17 protein-coding genes are annotated in these 14,107 nt (G+C 70.6%); 4 read left to right on the forward strand and 13 right to left on the reverse strand.

The window, feature by feature from the left end; translation table 11 throughout:
* Positions 1–6: 6 nt before the first annotated feature.
* Genes AC07NB_RS14145 through crcB form a run of 4 tightly spaced genes read right to left on the reverse strand, consistent with a single transcriptional unit; the run spans position 7 to position 3,461 of the window.
* Complete coding sequence (locus AC07NB_RS14145; RefSeq protein WP_494572000.1) at positions 7–687, reverse strand: HAD-IA family hydrolase; 681 nt, start codon at positions 685–687, stop codon at positions 7–9.
* On the reverse strand, positions 684–2,018 hold the full coding sequence (locus tag AC07NB_RS14150) for a putative 2OG-Fe(II) oxygenase (protein WP_494572001.1): 1,335 nt from the start codon (positions 2,016–2,018) through the stop codon (positions 684–686). Before AC07NB_RS14150 ends, AC07NB_RS14145 begins: the two co-directional genes overlap by 4 nt.
* 25 nt (positions 2,019–2,043) lie before the next feature.
* Positions 2,044–3,078 (reverse strand): RluA family pseudouridine synthase, encoded by a 1,035-nt coding sequence (locus AC07NB_RS14155; RefSeq protein WP_494572002.1) that lies wholly within the window; start codon positions 3,076–3,078, stop codon positions 2,044–2,046.
* A complete protein-coding gene (crcB, locus tag AC07NB_RS14160; RefSeq protein ID WP_494572003.1) occupies positions 3,075–3,461 on the reverse strand; it encodes a fluoride efflux transporter CrcB in 387 nt (128 codons plus the stop codon). Before crcB ends, AC07NB_RS14155 begins: the two co-directional genes overlap by 4 nt.
* A gap of 99 nt (positions 3,462–3,560) precedes the next feature.
* Between crcB and AC07NB_RS14165 the strand changes: the two genes are divergently transcribed.
* The 3 genes from AC07NB_RS14165 (at position 3,561) to AC07NB_RS14175 (ending at position 5,524) form a co-directional block, all read left to right on the forward strand.
* Positions 3,561–3,743 (forward strand): hypothetical protein, encoded by a 183-nt coding sequence (locus AC07NB_RS14165; RefSeq protein WP_494572004.1) that lies wholly within the window; start codon positions 3,561–3,563, stop codon positions 3,741–3,743.
* Positions 3,740–4,180, forward strand: coding sequence for a DUF2214 family protein (locus AC07NB_RS14170; RefSeq protein WP_494572005.1), 441 nt, complete (start codon positions 3,740–3,742; stop codon positions 4,178–4,180). Before AC07NB_RS14165 ends, AC07NB_RS14170 begins: the two co-directional genes overlap by 4 nt.
* Before the next feature lie 141 nt (positions 4,181–4,321).
* Positions 4,322–5,524 carry a hypothetical protein gene (locus tag AC07NB_RS14175; RefSeq protein WP_494572006.1) on the forward strand — a complete coding sequence of 401 codons (1,203 nt, stop codon included), beginning with the start codon at positions 4,322–4,324 and terminating at the stop codon, positions 5,522–5,524.
* A 16-nt stretch (positions 5,525–5,540) separates the two neighbouring features.
* On the opposite strand, the gene AC07NB_RS14180 is transcribed toward AC07NB_RS14175, so the two are convergent.
* The 6 genes from AC07NB_RS14180 to AC07NB_RS14205 form a co-directional block, all read right to left on the reverse strand.
* Positions 5,541–6,041: a CC0125/CC1285 family lipoprotein gene (locus tag AC07NB_RS14180; RefSeq protein ID WP_291835386.1), complete on the reverse strand. Its 501-nt coding sequence runs from the start codon at positions 6,039–6,041 to the stop codon at positions 5,541–5,543.
* A 68-nt stretch (positions 6,042–6,109) separates the two neighbouring features.
* A complete protein-coding gene (locus AC07NB_RS14185) occupies positions 6,110–6,838 on the reverse strand; it encodes an RluA family pseudouridine synthase (protein ID WP_291835388.1) in 729 nt (242 codons plus the stop codon).
* Positions 6,835–7,257 carry a hypothetical protein gene (locus AC07NB_RS14190; protein ID WP_494572007.1) on the reverse strand — a complete coding sequence of 141 codons (423 nt, stop codon included), beginning with the start codon at positions 7,255–7,257 and terminating at the stop codon, positions 6,835–6,837. The genes AC07NB_RS14185 and AC07NB_RS14190 overlap by 4 nt, the downstream gene beginning before the upstream one ends.
* Before the next feature lie 52 nt (positions 7,258–7,309).
* Positions 7,310–8,038: a DUF72 domain-containing protein gene (locus AC07NB_RS14195; RefSeq protein WP_494572008.1), complete on the reverse strand. Its 729-nt coding sequence runs from the start codon at positions 8,036–8,038 to the stop codon at positions 7,310–7,312.
* Between the two features lie 33 nt (positions 8,039–8,071).
* Positions 8,072–8,524 (reverse strand): hypothetical protein, encoded by a 453-nt coding sequence (locus AC07NB_RS14200; RefSeq protein WP_494572009.1) that lies wholly within the window; start codon positions 8,522–8,524, stop codon positions 8,072–8,074.
* Positions 8,525–8,591: 67 nt separating this feature from the next.
* Positions 8,592–9,893: a replication-associated recombination protein A gene (locus tag AC07NB_RS14205; protein ID WP_291835399.1), complete on the reverse strand. Its 1,302-nt coding sequence runs from the start codon at positions 9,891–9,893 to the stop codon at positions 8,592–8,594.
* Positions 9,894–9,964: 71 nt separating this feature from the next.
* Here AC07NB_RS14205 and AC07NB_RS14210 point away from each other — a divergent pair, with 71 nt between their 5' ends.
* Positions 9,965–10,384: a VOC family protein gene (locus AC07NB_RS14210; RefSeq protein ID WP_494572010.1), complete on the forward strand. Its 420-nt coding sequence runs from the start codon at positions 9,965–9,967 to the stop codon at positions 10,382–10,384.
* Here AC07NB_RS14210 and AC07NB_RS14215 read toward each other — a convergent pair whose 3' ends face one another.
* The 3 genes from AC07NB_RS14215 to AC07NB_RS14225 form a co-directional block, all read right to left on the reverse strand.
* A complete protein-coding gene (locus AC07NB_RS14215) occupies positions 10,385–11,758 on the reverse strand; it encodes a trypsin-like peptidase domain-containing protein (protein WP_494572027.1) in 1,374 nt (457 codons plus the stop codon).
* A gap of 69 nt (positions 11,759–11,827) precedes the next feature.
* A complete protein-coding gene (locus tag AC07NB_RS14220; protein WP_291837083.1) occupies positions 11,828–13,144 on the reverse strand; it encodes a TCR/Tet family MFS transporter in 1,317 nt (438 codons plus the stop codon).
* Between the two features lie 61 nt (positions 13,145–13,205).
* The gene (locus tag AC07NB_RS14225) at positions 13,206–14,042 is read right to left on the reverse strand and encodes a helix-turn-helix domain-containing protein (RefSeq protein WP_494572011.1); all 837 of its coding nucleotides are present in this window, start codon (positions 14,040–14,042) and stop codon (positions 13,206–13,208) included.
* Between the last annotated feature and the right edge of the window lie 65 nt (positions 14,043–14,107).

Here is a 14,107-nt window from a genome sequence, read left to right on the forward strand (position 1 = left end):
TCGAAATCAGGCGTAGCTGCGGGCGAAGCCGTCCAGCACGACGTTCAGTTCGCCGAAGCTTTTGGCCACATGACGCGCGCCGCCGGCGATCTGTTCCTCAACCGTGTGGAAGCCCCAGGCGACGCCCAGCGGCAGGACGCCGGCCTTGACGGCCATGGTCGCATCGTGGGCGGTGTCGCCGATCATGACGGTCGAGGCCGGGTCGGCGTTGCAGGCGGCCATGGCGGCGTGGAGCATGGCGGGGTCCGGCTTGCCCGGCCCGTCCTCGGCGCAGTGGGACGACAGGAAGATCTCGGCCCAGCCCTGACGCGCCAGGTTGCGGGCTACGCCGCGGCGGTTCTGGCCGGTGGCCAGCGCCAGGCGCCAGCCGTCGCGGTGCAGGCGGCGCAGATGGTCCATGGCCCCGTCGTACAGCGGCTCCTCATGTCCCTCGGCGTACATGCGGTTGAAGCTGGCGCGGAAGCCGGCGACGAAGCGCGCCAGGCCCTCGGCGTCCAGGCCCGGCTCCAGCACCGCCATGGCGTGGTCGAGGGACAGGCCGACGATCATGCGGACACGGTCATAGTCCGGCTCGGGCAGGCCCATGTCGCGCGCGGCCTCGCAGGCGGCGCGGTGGATGGAGGCGCGGCTGTCGACCAGGGTGCCGTCGATATCGAAGACGGCGAGCGGGCGGGAGGAGAAGGTCATGCGGGTACGACGTCGAAGGCGATGGTCAGGCGAGGCCGGTCGCCCGTGAACGGGACGGTGCCATGCCACAGATACGAGGGGAAAAGCACCAGCTTGCCGGGCTCGGGCTTCTCGAACCGCACGGGCGGGAAGACGTCGGGCGCGAACGGCGCGCCGCCGAAGCCGAGCCAGCCCTCGTGGCCGCCCGCATCGACTGCCGCCGGCAGCTCGACATAGCAGGCCGAGGACAGCCAGCCGTTCGGATGGACATGGGGGGCGTGGAAGCCGCCAGGCGCCAGCTGGACCGACCAGCAGCCCGCCATGCGCCAGGCGCCGGTATTGCGCCGGCGCAGGGGATCGGAGCCCGGACCCAGACCCGCGACATGGCGGGTGATCGGGCCCTGGACCGCGCCGAGGAAGGCCTGGATCACGGGATCGTCGCTGGCCTTCAGATCGACGGCGGTCTGGGTGCCGTGGCGCAGGCTCTGACCGACCGGATGGGTCCGCAGGCCGTGCAGCCGCCGCAGGGACACGGCCAGGTCGGCGAGGAAGGACGACAGCTCCGGCCAGCCGGCGGGCGTATCGATGACGTGGCCGCGCACGAGGTCGGCGTCGTACCAGGGGCGATCCGCCAGCCGGCGGGCGAGGCCGAGCAGGGACAGGACGCTCTGATCGGCCGGGACGCGTTCCGCCAGCGGCTCGATCACGGCCAAGGCCTCGGCCGCCTCACGCCGGGCCAGCCGCACCTCGGTCAGCCGCAGCCAGGCCCGCAGGTCGCCCGGCGCGAGGGAGACCGCCTTCAGGGCGTGGGTCAGGGCCTGGTCCGGATCGAAGGACAGGGCGGCGTGGGAGGCGGCCAACTCGACCTCCGGATGATCCGGTCCCGGCGCCCCGGTCAGGGTTCGCCAGACGGTCCGGGCGTCGCTGCCCGTATATTCCATCAGGGTGGCGCGCAGCAGGTGCAGCGCCCGGTCGGCGGGGGTCCGCGCCAGCGCCTCGCGCACCGGCGCCATGGCCGGCTCGCCGTCCGCGGTGCGCATCCAGATGAGCTGGGCCAGATCCCGGACGGCGTCGATATAGCCGGGCCGCCGCGTCAGCGCCTCGCGGAAGGCGGCGTCCGCATCGTCGTGCTTGTTCTGCGCCACCAGGGCGCGCGCCAGGACCAGCCAGGTTTCGGGCGCGTCGCCGCCTTTAAGAAAGGCGCGGCGGGCGGCGGCCTCGGCGTCCGCGGAGCGGCCCAGGTCGCCCAGCAGGGCCGCGAGATTGTGTTCCGCGACCGCGCTGGTCGGGCGCGCGGCCACCGCTGCAAGGCGCTCGACCAGGGCCTGGGGATCTCGCGGCGACGGCGTCATTTCAGCCTGACGATGCTGTCGCGGCTCATCGCTGCCGCCTCACGCCCTCGAACGGGTCCTCCCCCGCCCCCTCATGCGGGTCGAAGCCGAAGTGGGCGAAGCCGGCCTTCATCTCGGGGCTCAGCGGCGCCTCGACGATCAGCTTGCCGCCCGACGGGTGGTCCAGCTCGATCCGGTGGGCGTGCAGCTGCAGCTTCAGTCCGCCCGACAGCTCCCTGGACTTCTCGTCGCCGTACTTCGGATCGCCGAGGATCGGATGGCCGATGGCGGCCATGTGGGCGCGCAGCTGGTGGGTCCGGCCGGTGAAGGGGCGCAGCGCCATCCAGGCGGCGCGGTGGGCGGCGCGGCTGATGGTGGCGAAGGCGGTCTCGGCCGGTTCGGCGCGCGGATCCTTGCGCTCGGCCGGGCGCATCATCTCGAAGTCGTTGATGCCGGTCTTCTTCAGCGGCATGTCGATCTGGCCCGCCGACGGCTTGGGGTTGCCGATGACGATGGCCCAGTAGGTCTTCTTGGCCTGACGCCGGGCGAAGGCGCCGGCCAGCCGCTTGGCCGCCTCCGGCCCCTTGCCCAGCAACAGGACGCCCGAGGTGTCGCGGTCCAGGCGGTGCACCAGACGCGGGCGCTCCATCCCCTCGCCCCAGGCGCCCAGCAGGCGGTCGACGTGGCGGCTGGTCTTGGTCCCACCCTGCACCGCCAGGCCGTGCGGCTTGTTCAGGGCGATGACCATGTCGTCCTCGTAGATCACCAGCGACTTGGCGAAGCGGATGTCCTGCTCCGACAGGGTGTGGGCGTCGCCCGCCTGACGCGAGGTGTCGTCGGGGATCGGCGGCACGCGCACGGCGGCGCCGGCGGTCAGGCGGCCTTCGGGCTTGATGCGGGCGCCGTCAACGCGGATCTGGCCGCTGCGGGCCATCTTCTGCACCTGGATGTTGGACAGGTGCGGCCAGCGCCGGCGGAACCACCGGTCCAGGCGAATGCCGTCCTCGGCCTCGGCGACATAGATGGTCAGGACTTCCCGCTTGGGGGCCTCTGCGGGAGAGTCGGGGGTCTCGTCGGTCAAAGTGCGGCTCCGAAAGCGCGGCGGGCCAGCATCAGGCCGAGGAACAGGGCGATGACCGAAGCGGCCACCGAAACGGCGACATAGCCGGACGCCATGGCGAACTGACGGCGCTCGATCATCAGGACCGTCTCCAGCGAGAAGGCCGAGAAGGTGGTGAAGCCGCCCAGCACGCCGACGGCGGCGAACAGGCGCAGCGTCTCGCCCTGCGCCCCGCCCCGGAAGGCCAGCCAGCCGGTCAGCAGTCCCATCAGCAGGCCGCCGACGACATTGGCCGTCAGCGTCGGCCACGGCCAGCCGCCGGTCACGGGCAGAAGCCGTCCCAGGCCGTAGCGGGCCATGGCGCCCAGCGCACCCCCGGCTGCAACGATGAGAAAACGTGTCATGGTGCTGGGCTTATACACATCGCACCGACTTGTGTGAGCCGCTGACTGAGGCATGCTGCAGGGCGTCGGCCGCTCGGTCGGGCTTTACGGGGGCGGCACATGGTCCATGTCCTTTTCGTCGGCGTCGTCTGCTCCATCGTGGGCCTCTTCTGGGGCCTGGTCGTCGCGCTGGTCATCAGGTGGGCCAGGAAGACGCCCAAGATGCCGACCTGGCCGCTGGTCACCGGCCTGTTGCTCGGCCCGGCGATCGCTCTGATGCAGATGGCGCCCGGCATCCGATGACCGACCTGATCCTCGCCATCGTCCACCACATCCTGGTCTTCGGCCTTGTCGCCATGCTGGCGATCGAGCGGGTGCTGGCGGGCGCGCCGGTCGTCGACATCAAGCGGCTGTCGCGGCTGGACGGCGGCTACGGCGGAACGGCGACGCTGATCGTGCTGGTCGGGATCGGCCGGGCAGTCTGGGGCGGCAAGGGTTGGGCCTTCTACCAGGCCAACCCCTTCTTCTGGGCCAAGATCGCGACCTTCGTCCTGATCGGCCTGATCTCCATCGGCCCGACGATGGCCTTCCTGCGCTGGGCGAAGGCCGCGCGGGCCGACGCCGGTTTCCAGCCCCTGATCGCGGAGCGCAAGCGGGTTATCGCCGCGCTGAACCTGCAGGCGCTGCTGCTGATCGTCCTGCTGGCCTGCGCCGCCGCCATGGCGCGTTACCCGTTCTGACCGAAACTTCACTTGCCGGACGACAGGGTTAACGGCGATACCCGAACGGCGGCGCTTCGCGTCGTGAGAGAACGCCGTCCGCCCGGCGGCGCGATCTGCCATAGTGCCGGGCAGCCAGACTCACAGGACCGCCGAAGCGCCATGTCGCACGACGATCACAACCACGCGCCCGACCCGCACGCCTCGCCCTTCGACGGGGGGCACGGCGGCCATGGACACGACCAGCGCCTGCAGGCCGCGCCGAACCCGCCGCCGCCGGGCGCCGGGGATTCGCCCAACCGCGAGGCCCCCCAGCCGACATCGCATACCTCGGCCCCGCCCCTGCGCAGCGCCGACGGCATCCTGCGGCCGATCCAGGACAGCGAGTATTTCTCGTACGACCCGGCCTCGGTGGCCGCGGTCTCGACCCACATTGACGAGTATTTCAACCAGCCGCTGGACCTGTTCCCCTTCTGGGAGAGCGAGGGCAAGCCGGACCGCTTCCACGTCCTGTTCAGCCGCCAGATCGAGGAACGCTTCCCGGTCGACAGCGATATCCGCAAGCTGATCCACGACTACGGCCGCCGCGTCTTCCGCGCGCTGGTGGTGCACGTCTCGGTCAAGCGGGGCAGTCAGCTGGCCGCCCTGGCGGCCTTCACCCTGCTGGCGACGCTGGGGCCGACCTGGTTCTCGACCTGGACCGGCTCGCCGCCGATGGGGCTGGGCCTGGCCTTCGCCTCCATGCTGGCCGTGGTCGGCGTCTTCTGGGCCGCGCAGGCGATCCTGTTCATCCAGTACCGCTTCCAGCTGGAGAACGACTCCTACGAACTGTCGCGCGAGATCGTGACGCGGACGCGCGAGCTGCAGAACCTGTTCACCAGCGCCCGCGCCATGGCCGACCAGGCCGAGACCCAATACCAGATGGACGGCAAGGGCTGGGGCCAGCGCGCCCTGTACCTGACCCGCCTGACCATGTGGATCGGCGCGCGGATGGAGTACCTGGAGAAGTACGTCCAGATGGAGCTGTGGCGCGTCCGCCGCGAGCGCTACTGGATGCGCTGGGCGCAGCGGATCATGACGCCGATGGTGTTCGTGGTCTGGCTGGCCCTGTTCCTGCTGGAGCCCGCTCCGGCCGACGCAGGCGCGTTCCGCGCCCTGCAGGCCGTGGCCGTGGCGCTGGGTCTGGGCGTCAGCTGGCTGTCCTACTTCCGCTGGCGCACGCCGGTGGCGGCCATCCAGGACAAGCTGGGCGTCGAGGGCTGGGTCCGCTACGCCTCGCTGGACGTCGACAACGCCGTGGCCGACCAGGTGCGGCGCGACAAGGAGCGGCTGGTGGAATACCGGGCGCTGACGCGGGGGCGTTGACGCTGGGGGCTAGCCCCTACCGCCGCAGCGCGTCGCGCACGCCGCGGGCGTCATAGGCTTCAGGCCGATCCGGGCGCTGGCCGCGGCCCATGACCACCTCCAGCGAGGTCGAGGTCGGGGACGGGCCGCTGAAGTTCAGGCCGACGCCGACGCCCACGCCGGACGAGGAATAGCGGCCATAGGGGCTGGAGTAGCGGCCGCCGCCGTAGCTGACGCCGACGCTGGGGCGCATGCCGCCCGCGCTGTCGGGACGGCCGTCGGTCCAGCGCTGGGTGACCTCGAACCAGTCATAGCCCTCGGCCGTGGTCAGCTCGGCCGCGCGCAGCAGGGCGTAGTCGGCCACCGGCCCGGGCGCGCCCACGCCGTTGTAGGTGACGCGGAAGCGGTTGGATTCGATCCGCTGTTCGGAATAGCCCTGCCCGTTCGGCCCCATCTGGGCGCCGTAGGGGGCGAGGCTGGCGCAGGCCGACAGGCCGAGACCGGCGGCGAGGACGAGGGGCAGGACAAGGCGCTTCATGACAGGCTCCGAGGCTTCCGGAGTTTAACCGTAGCGGGACGCAGTGGTTCCTGTCACGGCGGCTGACGCTACGAGAGCCCCGCCGCCGCCTTCAGCGTCTCGAAATCGTCCGGCAGCGGCGCTTCCACCGTCGCATAGCCGCCCGACGGGTGTGGGAAGACCAGCCTGGACGCATGCAGCATCAGCCGGGGAGCCGCGCGGCCGGCGAAGGTCAGGGCGCCGCCGTAGCGCACGTCCCCGGCCAGGGGCCGCCCGATCGAGGCCATGTGGACCCGCAGCTGGTGCATCCGCCCGGTGGCCGGGTCCAGCTCGACCAGGGCTCCATCCTCCGAGGCGGACAGGGTGCGGTAGCGGCTCAGCGCGGCCTGGGCGCCGGGCGTGTCGGCGCTGACGGCGCGCATATAGCTTTCACGCCCGACCTCCTGCCGCAGCAGAGGCGTGTCGATGGTCCCGGCCCGGGGCTCGGGCGCCGCCGACAGCAGAGCCTGATAGGTCTTCTTGAACCGCCGCGCCTGCAGCGCCTTGCCGAGGAAGCCGGCGGCGGGCTTGGTCCGGGCCGCCAGGATGACGCCGGAGGTGTCGCGGTCGAGCCGGTGCACCAGCTCGGGCCGCTTGCCGTTCGAGCGCATGAAGGCCCACAGCAGGTCGTCCAGCGTATGCGCCTGGATCCGCCCGCCTTGGCTGGACAGGCCGGACGGCTTGTTGAAGGCGATGACGTGCTCGTCCTCGAGGATCACCCACGAACGGACGGCGGCGATCTCGTCCTCGGTCAGGGCAACGGGCGCGCGGGTGGTCACGAGGCGGGCTGGCGCGGCGTCCAGCGGATGCGCTCGAAGCGGGCGATCAGCCCGGTCACGACGCCGGTGATGATCCCGGCGAAGGGGCCGACGAACAGGGTGGCCAGCAGGATGCGGTGGGCGGCGATCACCTGTCCCCCGGCCTCGATCTGGAGGAAGGCCGACAGCCGGGCGTTCAGGTGCACCGCCCAGGCCATCAGGATGAAGGCCAGGGCGCCGGCGATCAGCGCCTTGCCCCGGCCCAGCGGGGCCAGCAGCAGCACGATGGCGGCCCCGTAGAGGAACAGGGCCAGCACCTCCACCACCTGGGCCGAGCCCGCGCTGATGCGATAGCCCAGCAGCCACTGGGCGAGGACGCCCAGCCCGACGAGGCAGACGGCGGCGAGGGTCAGGGTGGGACGCGGTGCGGTCAGGATCATGCCCGACCGCTTAGCACAGTCCGCCCCAGACCCAAGACCTGGGCCCAAGCCCTCAACGCCCGACCGCCTCCGCGACCGTCAGGGCATCGGAAAGCGCGGCGAAGGCGGCGGTGTTGTCGAAGATGCACCAGGTCGGCGCCGCGGCGCGCTCGGCCTCCAGCGTTCGCGCCATGCCGGCGAGGACCTGCGGCGGATAGGCGGAATAGTAGATTCGCGGCGCCCCATGCAGGCGGTAGTAGGTCAGGCCACGCCAGCCGCCTGGCCGGTCCGCCCCTACATGCGGCGCCGGGTCGGCGGCGACGCGGGCGATCCGGCGCTCGGCCAGCCAGCCGTCCATCTCGTTGGAGAACCAGTCGCGATGGCGGGGCTCCAGAGCGACAGGGGCGTCGAGCCGCTCCCGCACGGACTTGAAGAAATCGTCGACCATGGCCGCGTCGAAGCCGAGCGACGGCGGCAGTTGGACCAGCAGGACGCCCAACCGCTCGCCGAGCCCGGAGACCTCGGCCGTGAAGCGATCCAGCCCGACGTCCGGATCGGCCAGCCTCTGATCATGGGTCAGCAGGCGCGGAACCTTGACCGCGAAGCGGAAGTCCGGCGGCGTCGAGGCGGCCCAGCGCTCCCAGGTCTGACGGCGGTGCGGGCGGTAGAAGCTGGTGTTGACCTCGACCGCGTTCATGCCGCGGGCGTAGCGTTGCAGGTGCGTGCCCGGCGGCGGAAAACGGTCGGCGACGGCGGCCGGAACGCTCCAGCCCGCCGTGCCGATCCTGAGGTCGAAGGTCATGCTGGGGCAAGGCGCGAGCCCGCCCCGGGTTCCTCAGCGCAGCACGCCGCGCTTGCGCATCGTCCAGGCGTACCAGGCCAGGAAGAGCGCGATGACGACGATCACCCACGGCATGTACTGCATGATCGCCATCGCCTCGGGCAGCGGCGGCATCGGATTCATCAGGCCGTGGATCAGGCTGACCACCGCGCCGAGAAGGGACAGGCCGAACGCCCAGACCGCCCAGCGACTACGCAGCAGCAGCAGGATCGAGCCGGCGACGGCGCCCCAGACCCCCAAGGCCCACGGCACATACATCCAGGTCGGCATGCCGATGAAATAGTCGATCATCGGCTGTTCGAAGCCCGAGGCCCGCAGATAGGCCTCGCCCTGCGTCGTGGTCATGATGAAGTCGTAGCCGCCGTAGCCGCTCCACAGCAGCGACAGCACCCCCACCAGCCAAAGGTGCCAGGGCGTCTTCACGGTCATTGAATTGCTATCAGTCATGGTCCCCTCCCAAGGTCATGTGACGGCGGGAGAATGCTCCGGAACCGGCGTTACGGCAACGGTGAGACTATTCCTGCATCCGCGCCCGCATCTCGGCCCAGCGGTCCAGCCGCTCCTTGACCTTGGCCTCGTGGCCCTCGCCCTTGGGCTGGTAGAAGACGCGGCGCTCCATCTCGTCGGGGAAGAAGTTCGCGCCCGAGAAGCCTTCCGGGGTCGAGGGATCGTACTGGTAGCCCTTGCCGTAGCCGAGCTGTTTCATGAGCTTGGTGGGCGCGTTGCGGATGTGGGCGGGCGGCATGAAGGAGCCGGTTTCGGCCGCCGCGCGCTTGGCCGCCTTGAAGGCCTCATAGACCCCGACCGACTTGGGCGCGGTGGCCAGGTGGACCACCGCCTGGGCCAGGGCCAGCTCGCCCTCGGGACTGCCGAGGAAGTCGTACGTATCCTTGGCCGCATTGGCGACGAGCAACGATAGCGGGTCCGCCTCGCCGATGTCCTCGACCGCCATGCGCACGATCCGGCGGGCCAGATACAGCGGGTCCTCGCCCCCGTTCAGCATCCGCGCCAGCCAGTAGAGGGCGGCGTCGGGGTCCGAACCCCGAACCGATTTATGCAGCGCGGATATGAGGTTATAGTGCTCTTCTCGACTCTTGTCGTAAGCGGGCGCGCGCTTCTGCAGGATGCCGGCCAGGGCCTGCACGTCCAGCGGCTCCACACCCTGCAGGTCGAACAACACCTCGGACATGGTCAGCAGGTAGCGGCCGTCCCCATCGGCCAGGGCCAGCAGGGCATGGCGCGCTTCCGGCGTCAGGGGCAGGGTCTTGCCCTCCATCGCCTCGGCCCGGATCAACAGTTGATCCAGCGCCGCATCGTCCAGCCGCTTCAGCACATAGACCTGCGAGCGGGACAGCAGCGCCCCGTTCAGTTCGAACGACGGGTTCTCGGTCGTGGCCCCGACCAGGGTGACGATCCCCTCCTCCACGAAGGGCAGGAAGCCGTCCTGCTGGGCGCGGTTGAAGCGGTGGATTTCGTCCACGAACAGCAGGGTCGACTGGCCCGCCGCGCGGCGCATGCGGGCCGCCTCGAACGCCTTCTTCAGATCGGCGACGCCGGAGAAGACGGCGCTGATCTGCTGGAACTGATAGCCCGCGGCCTTGGCCAGAAGGCGGGCGATGGTGGTCTTGCCGGTGCCGGGCGGCCCCCACAGGATCATGGAGCCCAGGCGGCCCGCCTCGACCATGCGCCGGATCGGCCCGCCCTCGCCCAGCAGATGGTCCTGCCCGACGACCTCGTCGAGCGTCTGCGGCCGCAGGCGGTCGGCCAGCGGGGCGTCGGGGGGATGGATGCCGGAAGCTTCGAACAGGTCGGTCATGGACGCCCAGAGATAGGCGTTACCGTCGCGGTTTTCACGCGTTACTATGGCCGCGCACCAAGGAGAATGACATGGCGGACGCTCCGAAGCCCCAGGGACCGGCCACCGGCGTCAGCCCCCATCTAACCATCCCCTCGCGCGGCGGCCAGGCGGCGATCGAATTCTACCAGCGCGCCTTCGGCGCGAAGGAAGAGCGGCGCATGCTGGCCGAGGACGGCGAGCGGCTGATGCACGCCGCCCTGGTCATCAACGGCGCCAGCGTCCTGCTGGCCGACGAATTCCCCGAGTACAACGGCGAGCAGGACATCGTTCCGCGCGGCGTGACCCTGCACCTTCAGGTCGACGACGCCGACGAATGGTGGAACCGCGCCATCCTGGCCGGCGGCGTGCCGCTGTTCCCGCTGGCGGACCAGTTCTGGGGCGACCGCTACGGCCAGCTGAAGGACCCCTTCGGCCATACCTGGTCGATCGGGGCGCCGATCAGGGCCTGATCAGCGGATGGTCCCGGTCATGGTGCGGCCGCGGCGGTTGATGGTCACCTCGGCGCCGCGTCCGACATTGGCCAGTTGGGTCAGGGCGCTGACCGGACGGCCGTTGACCGCCACGACCACGTCCCCGGCCTGGAAGCCGACCCGGTTGGCGTAGCTGCCGCCCTGCACCCTAGTGATGAACGCTCCCGCCAAGAAGGGATCGCCGCCCAGGCTGTCAGCCAGGGCCGGATTCAGCGCCACCGCCTGCACCCCCGACAGGCCGCCCTGCTGGATCAGGGTCGCCTTGCCGGTGTCCGGGTCGCCGGGCAGCGGCGCGATTCGGGCGTTCAAAGTCTGGCGGCGGCCGTCGCGAACGAGAGTGACCTCGACTGTCTCGTTCGGGTCGTGCAGACCGACGCGGAAGTTCAGCCCGCCCTGGTCGTTGATCTCGGCCCCGTCCACGGCGGCGATCAGGTCACCCTCGCGGATGCCGGCCCGCGCGCCGGGACCGCCCGGCCAGACCTGGGTGACCACGACGCCCTGCGGGCGCTCCAGGCCCAGGCTGCGGGCGATGTCGGCGCTGACCGTCTCGCCCTTCACGCCCAGCCACGGACGCACGACGGTGGTCGCGCCACCGACGGCGTTGTCGACCACCCGCTTCACCATCGAGGCCGGGATGGCGAAGCCGACGCCGGACGAGGTGCCCGAGCGCGAGAAGATCGCCGAGTTGATGCCGATCAGGTCGCCGTCCATGTCCACCAGCGCCCCGCCCGAGTTGCCCGGGTTGATGGCCGCGTCGGTCTGAATGAAGGAGCCGCTGTCGGAGATATTGGTCTCGGTCCGGTTCAGGGCCGAGATGATGCCGTTGGTGACCGTCTGGCCGACCCCGAACGGATTGCCGATGGCCAGCACCAGGTCGCCGACCTGCTGCTCCTCGCGGTCGTCGATGTTGAGCACCGGCAGGCGTTCGTTGACGCCCTCCAGCTGCAGTACGGCCAGGTCGGAGCGTTCATCGCCCAGCACCACGCGGGCGTTGAACTCGCGCCGGTCGTTCAGGATCACGCGGATGGAGCTCATGCCGTTGACGACATGATAGTTGGTCACCACCACCCCGTTCGGCCGCACGATGACGCCCGAGCCGACCGAGCCGGTCTCGCGCTGGCCCGGCATGCCGAAGAAGGGATCGCGGACCTGCTGCACGCCCCGGGCGGCGATGTTGACCACGGCGGGGGCGGCGGCGCGGACCACTGGGGCGAAGCTGGACTTCACCGCCGTGGCGTCGCCGGGCACGACCCGGTTGTCGGAGAAGACTCCGTCCTGGGCCTTGGAGGTGTTGGGTTGTCCGCAGGCGGCGAGCGTGAGGGCGAGGGCGAGCGCGAGAGAGCCGGTCTTCATCGTCATCCGTAGCTGGTCAGGGAAGGACACGCCCTATTCCGCTCCGGATTTCGGGCCGGATCAAGGCGGTTAGGCTTGCGCCTCGGCCGCCTCCGTCCGCGACGCCTGCCGCGCCACGATCCAGCTGATTACGGCGGCCAGCAACAGGACCGCCCCCGCGATGTAGAAGGACAGGCCGGGATCATAGAGGCCGCCGACCAGCAGACGCGACGCCGGTCCATGGCCGGCCCAGCTCTCGATCCAGCGCGCCACGCTGTCGAAATGCCCGCCCGTGGAATGGGTGTAGACCCAGCCGAAGAACAGCGGCGACAGGACGCCCGCGATCGCGCCGACGCTGTTGTTGGCGCCCTGCAACTGGCCCTGCTCGTCCTCGCCGACGCGGCGGGTCATCAGGGCCTGCAGGGTCGGCATGGCGAGGCCCCACAGGGCGTTGGGCAGCATGGCGGCGACAAAGGCCCAGCCCGTGGGGGCCCATCCCATCAGGCAGATGCCGATGGTGCCGCCGAACAGGCCCAGCACCAGGGTCGGACGCTCGCCCAGCCGCTTGGACACCGGCCCGACCAGGACCCCTTGCACGACCATGTCCAGCAGACCGACCAGCGCCAGCAGCAGGCCGACCTGCACCGGGCCCCAGCCGTAGCGCAGGGCTGCGTACAGCACGAACACCGCCGAGAAGACGTGGTGGGCGAAGTAGAGCAGGAAGTTCACGACCGCGAGCCCGGTCAGCTCGGCGTGGCGCTTCAGCAGGATCAGGGCGCCGACCGGATTGGCCCGCTTCCAGCTGAACGGCATCCGCCGGTCCAGGGGCAGGCTCTCGGGCAGGACGAACAGGCCGTAAAGGAAGGCCACGCCGGACAGGACCGCGGCGAACCAGAAGGGCGCGCGCGGACCCAGCTCGCCCAGGAAGCCGCCCAGGACGGGACCCAGCACGAAGCCGCCCGAGAAGGCCGCACCGATCAGGCCGTAGGCCTTGGCCCGGTTCTCCGGTGCGGTGATGTCGGCCATGTAGGCGAAGACGGTGGTGAAGCTGGACGAGGTGATCCCGGCGATGATCCGCCCGGCCGCCAGCCACCACAGGTTCGGCGCCACCGCCATCAGCACATAATCCAGCGCCAGCCCGGCGCAGCTGATCAGGATGACGGGCCGGCGGCCGTACTTGTCGGACAGCGAGCCGATGATGGGAGAGCAGATGAACTGCATCCCCGCCCACAGGGCCACGAACACGCCGTTGATCCAGCCCGCATCGGCGTTCGAGCCGACGAACTCGACCACCAGCTGCGGCAGCACGGGGATGATGATCCCCATGGCGATGACGTCGAGCACCGCAGTCACCAGGATGAAGGCGATGGCGGCGCGGCGGACTTTCAGGTCGTTGAGGGCGTTCATGCCCCGGTGGATAGCGCTCCGGGCGTCCGGACGCCATCCGCACCGGTGCGGCGCCTCGCGATCAGATGAGGGTGTGCACCAGCCGGTCGCGGCTGGCGATCTTCGACGCCCGGTAGGCCGAGATCGTCAGGCCGGTGAGATCCATCAGGTCGCGGGCCAGATGGGAGTCGTCGGCGTATTCCAGACGGGCGTCGTCCTCGTCGCCCGCCGAGAGCCAGGGCGAGGGATGCAGGGTGCGCAGCAGGCGCTGAAGGCGGGCGATCCGCAGCACGCGCTTCGGCGACCAACCGATCAGGCGATGGCAGCGCTTGTGCAGCGCGCGCTCGGAAATGCCGCATCCGCGCGCGATTCCGGCGACGGGGCCGCGGATGCGGTGCTGAAGCATGGCGTCCATCAGCGCCTCCGCGGGGTTCGGCTCCCCCGCCCGACCCATCAGGACGCGAAGCCAGGCCTCCGCGGCGGCGATGCGGTCGGTCGCCGTCGGCGCCTCCACGATCCGGGACAGCCCGCGCCGCGCTTCGGGATCGAGAAGGGCGTCCAGATCCATGCGCCGGTCGGCGATCGGCCCCTCCGCCGCCCGGGCCAGCACCGCCGCGCCCCTGAGCGTCAGCACGGCGACGAAGGCGTGCATGGGCTGCTCGGTCCGGGACCACGGCGTGGTGGACGACGGCCCCCACAGGCCCACGCGCGGCGCGGTCGCCGCCGCCATCCCGTCCGTCAGGTGGACATCGGCGCCCAGCATGATCTGGATCAGCGGGGCCGGCACGGGCAGTTCCCGCATGCCCTGAAGCGCGGTCAGGTCCTTCCGCTCGACGAAGGCCGAGACGAACGGCTGAAGGTCGGGCGACGCGGCCCGCGAGGTGAGCTCCATCCTGGGCGACGTCGGCAGGGCCAGCACGGGTTTGTCCGGTTCCGATTTGTACAGGAGATGATCCGGGGATGGCGCTAGCGTCAATCCAGCCG

Source organism: Brevundimonas sp. GW821-FHT09G01 (assembly GCF_059416065.1).